At 58.2% G+C, this 12,207-nt stretch carries 12 protein-coding genes; 6 read left to right on the top strand and 6 right to left on the bottom strand.

What is annotated here, in order from left to right:
* Nucleotides 1-21 precede the first annotated feature (21 nt).
* Both rocF and HZ995_RS15425 read left to right on the top strand, forming a co-directional pair.
* The gene (gene rocF, locus HZ995_RS15420; protein WP_209356536.1) at nucleotides 22-945 is read left to right on the top strand and encodes an arginase; all 924 of its coding nucleotides are present in this window, start codon (nucleotides 22-24) and stop codon (nucleotides 943-945) included.
* Complete coding sequence (locus HZ995_RS15425) at nucleotides 945-2,003, top strand: ornithine cyclodeaminase (protein WP_209356537.1); 1,059 nt, start codon at nucleotides 945-947, stop codon at nucleotides 2,001-2,003. Before rocF ends, HZ995_RS15425 begins: the two co-directional genes overlap by 1 nt.
* 79 nt (nucleotides 2,004-2,082) lie before the next feature.
* Here the strand turns inward: HZ995_RS15425 and HZ995_RS15430 are convergent, their stop codons facing one another.
* From HZ995_RS15430 to HZ995_RS15440, 3 genes are all read right to left on the bottom strand, one after another.
* On the bottom strand, nucleotides 2,083-2,667 hold the full coding sequence (locus HZ995_RS15430; protein WP_209356538.1) for an HNH endonuclease: 585 nt from the start codon (nucleotides 2,665-2,667) through the stop codon (nucleotides 2,083-2,085).
* A gap of 191 nt (nucleotides 2,668-2,858) precedes the next feature.
* The gene (locus tag HZ995_RS15435) at nucleotides 2,859-3,524 is read right to left on the bottom strand and encodes an alpha/beta hydrolase (RefSeq protein WP_209356539.1); all 666 of its coding nucleotides are present in this window, start codon (nucleotides 3,522-3,524) and stop codon (nucleotides 2,859-2,861) included.
* On the bottom strand, nucleotides 3,521-4,150 hold the full coding sequence (locus tag HZ995_RS15440) for a DNA-3-methyladenine glycosylase family protein (RefSeq protein WP_209356540.1): 630 nt from the start codon (nucleotides 4,148-4,150) through the stop codon (nucleotides 3,521-3,523). Before HZ995_RS15440 ends, HZ995_RS15435 begins: the two co-directional genes overlap by 4 nt.
* 129 nt (nucleotides 4,151-4,279) lie before the next feature.
* Between HZ995_RS15440 and HZ995_RS15445 the strand changes: the two genes are divergently transcribed.
* On the top strand, nucleotides 4,280-5,494 hold the full coding sequence (locus HZ995_RS15445) for an MFS transporter (RefSeq protein WP_209356541.1): 1,215 nt from the start codon (nucleotides 4,280-4,282) through the stop codon (nucleotides 5,492-5,494).
* Nucleotides 5,495-5,522: 28 nt separating this feature from the next.
* Here the strand turns inward: HZ995_RS15445 and HZ995_RS15450 are convergent, their stop codons facing one another.
* From HZ995_RS15450 to HZ995_RS15460, 3 genes are all read right to left on the bottom strand, one after another.
* Nucleotides 5,523-6,620: an ABC transporter ATP-binding protein gene (locus tag HZ995_RS15450; protein ID WP_209356542.1), complete on the bottom strand. Its 1,098-nt coding sequence runs from the start codon at nucleotides 6,618-6,620 to the stop codon at nucleotides 5,523-5,525.
* 63 nt (nucleotides 6,621-6,683) lie between these two features.
* A complete protein-coding gene (locus HZ995_RS15455; RefSeq protein WP_209356543.1) occupies nucleotides 6,684-8,066 on the bottom strand; it encodes a sodium:proline symporter in 1,383 nt (460 codons plus the stop codon).
* Between the two features lie 101 nt (nucleotides 8,067-8,167).
* The gene (locus HZ995_RS15460) at nucleotides 8,168-8,947 is read right to left on the bottom strand and encodes an SDR family oxidoreductase (protein ID WP_209356544.1); all 780 of its coding nucleotides are present in this window, start codon (nucleotides 8,945-8,947) and stop codon (nucleotides 8,168-8,170) included.
* 132 nt (nucleotides 8,948-9,079) lie between these two features.
* Here HZ995_RS15460 and HZ995_RS15465 point away from each other — a divergent pair, with 132 nt between their 5' ends.
* From HZ995_RS15465 to HZ995_RS15475, 3 genes are read left to right on the top strand one after another with little or no spacing between them, the layout of a single operon-like run.
* On the top strand, nucleotides 9,080-9,454 hold the full coding sequence (locus HZ995_RS15465; protein WP_209356545.1) for a hypothetical protein: 375 nt from the start codon (nucleotides 9,080-9,082) through the stop codon (nucleotides 9,452-9,454).
* Nucleotides 9,455-9,504: 50 nt separating this feature from the next.
* Nucleotides 9,505-11,112, top strand: a complete 1,608-nt coding sequence (locus HZ995_RS15470) for a peptide chain release factor 3 (protein WP_209356546.1) — start codon at nucleotides 9,505-9,507, stop codon at nucleotides 11,110-11,112.
* Between the two features lie 3 nt (nucleotides 11,113-11,115).
* Nucleotides 11,116-12,084 (top strand): glycosyltransferase family 2 protein, encoded by a 969-nt coding sequence (locus HZ995_RS15475; protein WP_209356547.1) that lies wholly within the window; start codon nucleotides 11,116-11,118, stop codon nucleotides 12,082-12,084.
* Nucleotides 12,085-12,207 lie beyond the last annotated feature (123 nt).

A 12,207-nucleotide genomic window follows, 5' to 3' on the forward strand; every position in this document is an offset into this window, starting at 1 on the left:
ACCAAGACCCACGAGACACCAATGACCCCGAAAAAATGCATCCTCATCGGCGCACCGATTGATAGCGGCAAACGCCGTCGTGGCTGTTTGATGGGCCCCGATGCGCTGCGCACCGCTGGGCTTGTCGAAAGCCTCTCTGATCTGGGCCATGAGGTCACAGATCTGGGCAATGTAACCCCCGATGTCCCTGCTGTGACTGCACCCGACCAAAAGCTGCACCAATGGGCCGAGAATATCGGCTGGACCCGCGCGCTCTCTGACGCCTCTGAGAGCGCCCTAAAGAATGGCCTCCCGATTTTCATGGGCGGAGATCACTCGATGGCGTCAGGCACTGTGCGCGGCGCGGCGCTGCATGCGCAGGCCGTTGGGCGGCCCTTATTTGTGCTGTGGCTGGACGCCCATAGCGACTATCACACGCCCCAGACCACGGATTCCGGCAATCTGCATGGCACGCCTGTGGCCTATTTCACCGGGCGCGATGGGTTTGACGGCTATCCGGAGGTGACAGCCCCCGTGCCGCAGGACAATATCTGCATGATCGGCCTGCGGTCCGTGGACGCAATGGAACGTGAAGCGTTGCAGGCAGGCCAAATCCATTTCCACGACATGCGCCAGATCGATGAGACCGGCATCGCGAGGCCTTTGGCGACCTTCCTAGATCGCGTCTCCAAGGCAAACGGCATGCTGCATGTGTCCTTGGACGTGGATTTCCTAGACCCCGACGTCGCCCCTGCGGTCGGAACAACTGTGCCCGGCGGCGCGACCGTGCGCGAGGCGCATCTGGTGATGGAGATGCTGCACGACAGCGGTCTTCTCACCTCACTCGATCTGGTCGAGCTAAACCCTTTCCTCGATGACCGCGGCAAAACCGCGAAACTGCTGGTCGACCTCGCGGCCTCGGCCCTTGGCCGACGCGTCTTTGACCGCCCTACCCGGAGTTTCTAATGAGCACCCCTTCTGACAAAGCCCTTGTCCCTTTCGTATCCGTCGACAACATGATGCGGCTGGTGAACAGTGTTGGCATCCCTGAAATGCTGCGTGGCCTGACCGCCTATATCGAAGAAGATTTCCGCCGCTGGGAACTGTTTGACAAAACCCCGCGTGTCGCCAGCCATTCCGACGTCGGCGTGATTGAACTGATGCCAACCAGCGATGGCGAGGCCTATGGGTTCAAATATGTGAACGGTCACCCAAAAAACACCGCCGAAGGCCTGCAGACTGTGACCGCTTTCGGCCTTTTGGCGGATGTCTACACGGGCTATCCCGTGCTTTTGACCGAGATGACCATCCTGACCGCGCTGCGGACTGCTGCCACATCAGCTATGGCCGCTAAGCTATTGGCCCCAAAGGGCGCAACCACGATGGCTATGATCGGCAATGGCGCGCAATCCGAGTTCCAATGCATGGCGATGCAGGCGATTTTGGGGATCCAGACCGTCAAGCTATATGACATCGACCCAAAAGCCACCGCGAAATGCGCAGCAAACCTTGCAGGTACAGGCTTGAACGTCGTGACCTGCACCAGTCCCGAGGCTGCCATCGAAGGCGCTCAGATCCTCACGACCTGCACGGCGGACAAACAATACGCCACGGTTCTGAGCGACAATATGGTCGGCGAAGGCGTTCATGTTAACGCCATTGGCGGGGATTGCCCTGGCAAAACAGAGCTGGCGGCGGGGATCCTCGCGCGCTCGGATGTCTTCGTGGAATTCCCGCCTCAAACCCGCATCGAAGGCGAGATTCAGCAGATGGACGACGATTTCGCAGTCACTGAACTCTGGCAGGTTTTGACGGGCGAAAAACAGGGCCGCATCAGTGAAAAGCAGATCACACTGTTTGACTCTGTGGGCTTCGCGATCGAGGATTTTTCGGCACTGCGTTTCGTCCGCGACAAAATAAAGGGCACTGATTTTTACTTTGATCTCGACATGTTAGCCGATCCGGACGATCCACGTGACCTTTTTGGTATGGTCGGACGCGCAAATGAAACTACTTGCCTCTAGCGTCCAAATTCTGTGGCATACGAGGGGTGTGTCGCAGAACGCAGTGGGCGGGCTCTAGCTTGGTGGGCCCGCCTGCACCTTAGGCATCAAGTTCGGCATCCCAATAAAGGAAATCCATCCAGCTTTCGTGCAAGTAATTGGGCGGGAACTTGCGTCCCATATTGCGCAACTCCTCCGCCGCAGGCTGACGCGGAGGCTTGTTCAGATGCATATTGGCCTGCCGCAGACTTTTAGAGCCCTTTTTCAGGTTACAGCGTGAACAGGCCGCGACAACATTCTGCCAGCTCGTGATGCCGCCAGCCGCGCGCGGAACCACATGGTCAAAAGTCAGATCACCCTTTGCGCCGCAGTACTGACAGCAAAATTCATCCCTCAAGAAAAGATTAAAGCGCGTGAAGGCCACGCGCTTTACCGGTTTGACGTAATCTCTGAGGACGACCACAGAGGGGATTTTGATCTCGGTACTCGGAGAATGAACCCAGGCGTCGTATTCCGCCACGATGTCCACCCTGTCCATATAGACCGCTTTGATCGCATCCTGCCAGGGCCAGAGGCTGAGGGGGTAATAGGACAGCGGACGATAATCCGCGTTCAAAACCAAGGCCGGGTGTTGTTTCAGCCCGCCGGGTCTATGTACAAATTCTGTCCTAAAGTCTCCGTCCATGGGGATCGCGCCCTCCACCATTTGCCTGTTTACAGCATCCGGACGGGGGACACCCGTCCCTGCTCTTATATCTACTATATGTCGGGGAAATCGATAAGCAACCCCCACGATACAGTGGATAGGCTTTAGTTAGGGCGATTCCGTAACGGTGGCGTGACAGCGAAAACCGAGCGGGCGCGAGGGCTGAGGGATCAGAGCCCCAGCTTGTCGCGCATAAAGGCCAAGGCCACGCTCAGACCATCGGGCGCAATGCCATGGGCGGTGCCCTTCATGATATGGGCGAAAACGTCTTTAAAGCCTGCCGCCTGCAAAGCCTCAGCGGCCTCAGGCAAGGATTGCACCGGCACCACGTCGTCCTGATCCCCGTGCACCAACAAGACCGGCGGGCGGCTAACAACCTCATCCGCCAAAAGATCTGGTTCCAGCAGCCGACCGGAAAAGGCCACAACGCCCGCGACCTCATCTTCGCGGCGAGGCGCGACATGCAGGCTCATCATGGTGCCTTGGGAAAAGCCAAAGAGCACAACTTGCTCGGGCAGCACATCCTCATCCACCATCAGCGCATCAAGGAAAGCGTTGAAATCATCGACTGCGGCCATCATCCCGCGGCGGCTTTCTTCCTCAGAGGAGCCATCAATCCAAGGGATCGGAAACCACTGACGGCCCATCGGCATGCCGGGGATTTCTTCGGGCGCGTCGGGAGACAGAAACAACGTATCGGGCAGATGTTCCGCCAGAGGGTCCGCCAGACCAATCAGATCCTGCCCGTTCGCGCCATAGCCATGCACAAAAACAACTACAGAGCGGGTTGTCCCCGACAGCGGCTCTTTGCGCAGCGTATTCAAAACCCGAGTCATCTGATGCCTTCCTTTTGTTTCACCACCCGGTAGTAGGCCCAGAGCGCCCGCGCTGCAACCGATCTCCAGGGGGACCATGGCTCGGCCAAGGTGCGCATTTCACGTTCGGTGGGACGTTTGTCGAGGTTCAGCATATGTTTTGCGGCCTCTTGCAGGGCCAGATCACCATGCGCAAAGACATCGGCGCGGCCAAGGCTGAACATCGCATAGATCTCTGCGGTCCAAACGCCGATCCCGGTAACTTCGGTCAAAGTGGTGATGACCTCATCATTTGGCGCATCGCGCAAGCCTTTGAAATCAATACGAGCCTCGGCCAAGGCGCGTGCATAGCGCACTTTTTGAGAACTCAGCCCTGCGGCACGCAGCTCTTCGTCTTTGGCCCACATGATCTTGCGCGGCCCCGTTAATTTGGCGGCTTCCAACCGCCGCCAGATCGCATCTGCTGCGGCAACAGACACCTGCTGGCCGACGATGGCATTCAACAGCGTTTCAAACCCGTCCTTTTTGCGACGGAGCGGCAGATCCGGGCAGGCCTCAAGCACGGGGCCGAACTCTGGGCGATTAGCGCGCAGCCACTCTACCCCCTCGCCCACGCACTCCAGCGTTTCAATGATACGTCCGACCATGCCTGCCCCCTATCCTCAGCGCACTGTCCCGCGCAGACCCCACACAAGTCAAACCGCTTTTTGCGCTTTATTTTACCCCTCTCAAGAATCCGCTTTTCATTCCACTGAGAGCGCTTTAGCCATTTCACCATGACACAACTCATCGACGATACCCGCGCGAAGAAGACGGTTTTCATTCTGGTGCTGGCGCAAGCCATTATCGGCGCGCAGATGCCGATGATTTTCACCATCGGAGGCCTTGCAGGCCAGTCTTTGGCAAGCAATGCCTGCTACGCGACCCTGCCGATTTCCTTGATCGTTCTGGGCTCCATGTTGGCTGCGAACCCAATGTCGTCGGTGATGCAGCGATTTGGACGTAGGGTCGGCTTCCTCATCGGGGCCCTCTTCGGAGCGCTTGGCGGCATCGTCGGGGCGATCGGGTTGTATTACGCCAGCTTCCCTGTGTTCCTGCTCGCGAGCCTTTTGACTGGCGTCTACATGAGCGCCCACGGCTTTTACCGGTTTGCTGCCGCAGACACGGCATCGGAAGCCTTCCGCCCGAAAGCGATTTCTTACGTGATGGCAGGCGGGCTGGCGGCCGCGATCATCGGGCCTCAGCTGGTGAAAGTGACATCCGACGTGATGGTCGTGCCCTTTATGGGCACCTATGGGGCCATACTTGCGATGAACGTGATCGGCGCCGTACTGTTCCTTTTCCTCGACATCCCAAAACCCGAAGCCCCCAAGGCCGACATGCCCCAAGGCCGCAGCCGGCTCGAGCTGATCAAAACGCCGCGCATTGCCGTCGCGGTGATCGTGGGAACGGTCTCTTATGCGTTGATGAACCTGATGATGACCTCGACGCCTCTGGCTGTCGTGGGATGTGGGTTCACCCAAGGCAATGCCGCTGACGTTGTGACAGGCCACGTGCTCGCCATGTTCGCACCAAGCTTTTTCACCGGTCACCTCATCGCGCGCTTTGGGGTCGAGCGGATCATGGGCCTCGGCGTTCTGATCCTCGCGGCGGCGGGGGCTGTGGCGTTGCAAGGTGTTGATCTGGCGAATTTCTTTGTGGCGCTGGTGCTGCTTGGGATCGGTTGGAACTTTGGCTTTATCGGAGCCACCGCCATGCTCGCCGGCGCACACGAGCCGCATGAGCGCGGACGTATGCAGGGGATGAACGACTTCATCGTCTTTGGCGGTGTGACCGTTGCGTCTTTGGCCTCGGGCGGCTTGATGAACTGTTCTGGCGGCACGGCGGTTGAAGGCTGGAATGCGGTGAATATCGCGATGGCACCGTTCTTGGTGCTGGCAGGTGGAGCTTTGATCTGGCTAACCCTGCGCCCGAAAGCAAACGCGGCTTAAGACACGGCGTTAGTGACCTGATATCACATCACTTTGCGGGAAACACAAAGCAGCGATTGCGGCGCAGCGTAAGCCATTGGCGCGTGCCTTCTGGCGGTAGGAACACATTCGGCACGGTCGCTTTCAGGATGCTGCCATCATGTTCCATGCGGAACTCGACAAGGCTCTCTTTACCCATGAACCGCGCGCGCACGACGACGCCCGCTGCCGCTTGACCATGACTGGCCGTAGGCTCTGGGCCCTTGCCTGCACGGTCAAAATCCAGATGCAAATGCTGTGGGCGAATGACGATGTCAACCCTGGCCCCATCTTCATACCCGGGGGTCAGGAACTGACCAAACGGCGTGTCCGTCAGCGCGCCCTGGCTTGTGCCCGAAATCACATTGATGTCGCTGAAAAACGCCATCGCCTCGCGATCCACAGGGGCGTTGTAGATATTATACGGCGTGCCAAATTGCACGATCGAGCCCTCGCGCATTAGGGCAATCTCTTGCCCCATCCGCAGCGCTTCTTCGGGTTCATGGGTGACCAGAACGACCGCAGTGCCTTCGTCCTTAAGAAGCGCAAGCGTCTCGTCCCGAATGTCATCCCGCAGACGATTATCAAGGCCAGAAAACGGCTCGTCCATCAGCATGATCCGCGGCCGCGGCGCAAGCGCACGGGCCAAGGCGACCCGTTGTTGTTCGCCGCCCGAGAGCATATGCGGGAAGTCGTCCATCGCCCACGCGAGGCCGACTTTCTCAAGCAGCTCCGCGACGCGGGCGCGTTTCTTGGCCTTGGAGCCTTCCAGACCAAAGCTCACATTGTCCGCCACCGACAAATGCGGGAACAGCGCAAAATCCTGAAACATCAGGCCGATACGACGTTTTTCAGGCGGCAGGCTAAAATTCGGTCCGCAGATCATCTCGCCATCGACATAGACCTCACCCGAGGTCTGTCGATCCACCCCGGCAATCATCCGTAAGGTCGTGGATTTCCCGCATCCAGACGGCCCCAAAAGGCAGGTCACCTGCCCCGGCGCGACAGAGAAGCTCACGTCGCGAACAACCTCACGGTCGCCAAAACGACGGGTCAGATTGCGCACCTCAAGGCGGGCTTGCGGGGATTGGGTGTGGTCCTGGCTCACATCGGCCTCTTGTTATGCCCGACGAAACCCGTCGGATTAGAGGCCGATGTAGCAGCGAAAGATTTACGCTTCAACCCTCACCGCGCGTTTGGAGCCCGCGAGGACGGCAGCAAAGCCGATGACCAGAACAACGATACAGATCTGCAGAAGCTGTTCGTATTTATGGCCTTCGACCAGCAGAGACGCCATGAATTCCGAACCACGTGCGAAATAGGCCGCTGCGCCAAGGATGGCCGCGAAGAAGCTGACCAGATAGGCCCAGATCGCCACGCTGCGGCCCATCAGAAGGGTCACGACGATCACAGGGGTCAGGAACATCGAGGCGGTGCCAGATACAGCGACTGCGTCGAACAGAGACTGGGTTTCCGCCAAGGTTAGCGCCGTGCCGAGGACGGCAAAGACAACCATCGCCCCACGGCCGCCATTCAATGTGCGCGGCGCGAGTTTCAGCTCTTCGACCACAAGACGCGAGGCGGAGGCCAAGGCGCTATCCAGCGTCGAGATCGCGGAAACCAGAAGGCTCACCAGCAAGAGCGTAAAGACCCAGCCCGGGAACATAGTCGCCCATGTGCCGATCAACTGGCCTTCGTATTGCGCGCCCTGCAGCGACGCTTGGATACCAAAGAAGCCAAAGAAAATGATGCAAGCGGTGGAAATCCAGAACGCGTGGATAAAGCTTTTTCGGGTGGTTGCTTCATCAGCCACAAAGCCTCGGTCCATCATGACCGGATCATGCACCGGATAAGAAAAGACCTGCAGCGCCGCCACGATCATCAAAACCCAGCCAAGATAGCCGCCACTTGCGCCCGGGGCCGTGATGACTGCACCAAGGCTGAAGCCCGGGCTGAGCAGCAGCGCTACGAAAGCAATCGCGAAAACCACAAGGAAAAGAACCATTTGCACGACATCGGTGCGCAAAGATGCGCTGAGGCCACCCCATGCGGAATAGGCCAAGGCAAAAACTGCGACGATGATGATAGAGGCGTCTTTGGCGATGCCCATCTCGGGCAGAATGGCTGCGAAAATCAGGCCGACAACAATCAGGTTCGCGAAGACTTCGGACAAGAGCCGCAGGGCAATCACGAGGTTATAACACGCCGTGCCGATGGCTCCGTATTCGTCAGACAGCCAGTCCTGAACAGACCGTGCGCCTTTCGCACGCAAGCGCCCCACGATGAAACCGCCGGTTAGGAAGGATCCGTAATAGGCCGCATAGGCCAAAGTACCCGCGATCCCGTAAAAGAACCCAAGGATTGCTGCGTTCATCAAAGAACGCGCGAAAATCCATGTGGTGACCTGGCTGAATACCAACGTCCAAAGGCCAGGTGCCTTGCCGTCTTCGCCTGCACCTCCGAAAAACCCGTCTAGTGAGGCTTTTCTGGGCGCCACATAAAGAGAGGCCGCGATAAGAAGCGCCAGAATGGCGATGATGACAAAAGCTTGCATGGATAACCCCGTGAGATCGCTATTTAGCCCGCTCTAGCAGCGGCAATTTGACCGCGATAGAGAAAAGCCTGTGATCCCACGGAATTGTGAGCATAAGCGAGTTACATGGTGGAGTTTGTTGCACCACCATCCAGCAGAATGTTCTGACCGACCATGAATCCAGCATGCTGAGAGCACATGAAGGCGCAGGTGCGACCAAACTCCATCGACGTGCCATAGCGACGCGCGGGGATAGTTGCTTCGCGGCGCGCTTTGGCGTCGTCCATCGAGATCCCCTCGGCTTGCGAAACGCTGGTGTCCAAAGACTCGGCGCGATCGGTGGCATGAATACCCGGCTGCAGGTTGTTGATCGTCACCCCATGCGGAGCCACCTGCCGAGACGTGCCCGCCACATAGCCCGTCAGACCCGCGCGTGCCGAATTGGATAGGCCCAACACTGGGATCGGCGCTTTGACCGATTGGCTGGTGATATTGACCACGCGGCCCCAGCCCTTTTCCATCATGCCCGGCAACAGTGCTTTCATCAAAGCAATCGGCGTCAGCATATTGGCGTCCAGCGCCTTTATGAAATCCTCGCGCTCCCAATCAGACCAAAGTCCCGGAGGTGGGCCACCTGCATTGGTCACCAAAATATCCACGTTGCCCGCAGCGGCCAGCACTTCGGCCTGCCCTTCCGGCGTGGTCACATCTGTTGCAACCGTCACCACATCCACGCCATAGGTGTCGCGAATATACTGCGCCGTAGCCTCTAGCGCCTCAGAGCCCCGCGCGTTCATCACCAAATCAACGCCTGCCTCTGCCAGAGCCTCCGCGCAGCCCCGCCCCAAGCCTTTTGAGCTTGCACAGACCAGAGAGCGCTTGCCTTTGATCCCCAAATCCATCGTAAATCCTCGCTTCTTTGACACCTCTGCAATTGCGGCAAAACTGTGCAACCGGCGCGGTATCCTACCAAACTTCCGCCATATTTGTGCGTCATCTGGACACAAACGCAAGTCGAAAGGACCTTAGGGGTCATGCCACAGAAACAAAGCTCTGCGCGCGGTCATATGTCCGCCTATCCCGGTGATGCACTTCTGGTCACGGATGGTGCGAATATCGGCGACGGATTTTCCATTTCCCGCGATCTGTGTCTGGGGGATCGGTATGAATTGAACGCGAATGTCCTGCCCCTGCCCATGCAGAAAGTGTACGCGCGCAAGGCAAACGCCAAACCCGGAGGCATGGTTCTGGATTGCAGCATCACGCTAATGTCTGACACGGGTCAGCATATTTCAGCCAACCTTTATGCAAGCCTCGACACTCAGGGCTGCGTAAAGAAGACTCACCTGAGCACGGATATGCTGTTGCATCCAAAAACGCCCTACGAGCTGATCAATATCAAGGCCTAACCCGCCAAGCGATATTGCGCGCGCGCCATTAGCCGCCTATAGCTGCGCTCATGTTAGACAGTGCACCAAATCGCCCCGAATTGCCGCCCGAAATCGCGCGCCGTCGCACCTTTGCGATCATCAGCCACCCGGATGCTGGCAAGACGACCCTGACGGAAAAGTTCCTGCTCTATGGCGGTGCGATCCAGATGGCGGGTCAGGTGCGCGCGAAAGGCGAGGCACGCCGGACGCGGTCTGACTTTATGAAGATGGAACAGGACCGCGGGATTTCCGTGTCGGCCTCGGCGATGTCCTTTGACTTTGACGGGTTTCGCTTCAATCTGGTGGACACACCGGGTCACTCTGACTTTTCCGAGGACACCTACCGCACGCTGACGGCCGTGGACGCCGCCGTCATGGTGATTGACGGCGCGAAGGGCGTGGAAAGCCAGACACAGAAGCTCTTTGAGGTCTGCCGGCTGCGGGATCTGCCGATCCTGACCTTCTGTAACAAGATGGACCGCGAAAGCCGCGATACCTTTGAGATCATCGACGAAATTCAGGAAAACCTCGCGATTGATGTGACGCCTGCAAGCTGGCCCATCGGTGTGGGTCGCGATTTTGTCGGCTGTTATGATCTGTTGCGCGACCGTCTGGAACTGATGGACCGCGCGGATCGTAACAAGGTCGCAGAATCCATTGAAATCAAAGGGCTGGACGACCCAGCGCTGGCGGAACATGTGCCAGCGGATCTCTTGGAAAAGTTCCTCGAAGAAGTCGAGATGGCCAAAGAACTCCTGCCCCAGCTTGACCCGCAAGCGGTACTTGAGGGGCATATGACGCCGATCTGGTTCGGCTCTGCGATCAACTCCTTCGGCGTGCAGGAACTGATGCACGGGATCAGCCAATACGGGCCCGAGCCTCAGCCGCAATCGGCCGAGCCACGCCAAATGGCACCCGAAGAAAAGAAAGTCGCAGGCTTTGTGTTCAAGGTTCAGGCCAATATGGACCCAAAACACCGCGACCGCGTGGCCTTTGTGCGCATGGCGTCGGGCCACTTCAAACGCGGCATGAAACTGACCCATGTGCGCACGAAAAAGCCGATGGCCGTGTCAAACCCTGTGCTCTTCCTCGCCTCTGACCGCGAGCTGGCCGAAGAGGCTTGGGCCGGCGACATCATCGGTATTCCAAACCACGGCCAGTTGCGCATCGGCGATACGCTGACCGAGGGCGAGGCTCTGCGAGTCACCGGCATCCCGTCCTTTGCGCCGGAACTCTTGCAAGGCGTGCGCGCGGGCGATCCGATGAAATCGAAACATCTGGAAAAAGCCCTGATGCAATTCGCCGAAGAAGGCGCGGCCAAAGTGTTCAAACCCGCGATTGGCTCTGGCTTTATCGTCGGCGTCGTCGGGGCGCTGCAATTTGAGGTCCTCGCCAGCCGGATCGAGATGGAATACGGCCTGCCCGTGCGTTTCGAAGCCAGCCAGTTTACCTCGGCGCGTTGGGTGCATGGGCCTAAGGATGCGGTTGAGAAATTCGCCAACGCCAACAAACAGCACATCAGCCATGACCACGACGGCGATATCGTCTATCTGACGCGCCTGCAGTGGGACATCGACCGTGTGGGCCGCGATTATCCCGACGTGACGCTGAGCGCCACCAAAGAGATGATGGTGTAAACCTTGGCACGCTGGGGCATCGTTTCCACGATCAAAGCCTCGGCGGCTGATATCCTGAAATTCGCGGCCTACCACCTCGAGCTTGGTGCGTCGCAGATCACCATCTGCTTGGATGATGACAATCCAGAGGCAGAGGCCGCGCTAAATGCGCACACCAAGTGCCGCGCCATCCGCACCGACCGCGCCTATTGGCGTGAAACCTGCGGCTATGTTCCCAAGAAACACCAAGTGCGCCAGGTCGAGAGCGCCTCGCGCATCTACCGCGAAAGCAAGGATCTGGATTGGCTCGCCCATATCGATGTGGATGAATTCCTCTGTCCTGAAACATCGATTGAACAGGCCCTGATGGGTATGCCCGCCAGCGCCATCTGCGCCCGTGTCTTTCCCTGCGAAAGCCTCTGCGTTGAGGATCACATTGGGCTGGATCCAGAGATCACCTACTGCAAGGCACGCCCGAAAGAGGGTCAGGGCAGCAAGGAACTCGAAGCCGCGCTTTATCCGACGTTTGGCGGCATGTTCAAAGACGGATTCATCAGCCACACCGCTGGCAAGCAATTCCTGCGCATGGGCCAAGGCAGGATCCATTTCGGCATCCACCGCGCCTTTCATCTGGCCGAGGACAAATCAAAGACCGACATCGCCGACCCGCCTCTGCCCGGTGTTGAACTGTGCCACCGGCATATCGAAAGCTGGGAGAAATGGCTCCAGATCATGGAGTTTCGCCTGACCAAAGGCTCTTATCGCGAAGACCTGGGGAAAAATATCAACCCGGCCTCTGGGCGCGTTTCGAAACATGTCATGTTCTCGTCGCTGCAAACCAGCGGCAAAGACGACCTTCGCGCCTTTTTCGAAGAGGTCTGTCTGGCCACGCCAGAGCTGCGCGCGCAGCTGAATGCGCACGGATTGCTGCGCAGCTATGCTCTTGGGCTTTCACAGAAGGTTCAGAAACACTTTCCCGATTTTGTGCTATAGTGTTTCCAGATGGGCAACAATGTGCGTGGTAATTGTCGCACGGGCTGCAATCTTAGAGGTCGCCAAAACTAGGGGCTGGACCGTCTAAGGCTAGTCATATAACCCCTGCCCCGAACGTGCGCT

This window comes from Cognatishimia activa, from assembly GCF_017798205.1.
In the GTDB taxonomy this organism is placed as follows: domain Bacteria; phylum Pseudomonadota; class Alphaproteobacteria; order Rhodobacterales; family Rhodobacteraceae; genus Cognatishimia; species Cognatishimia activa_A.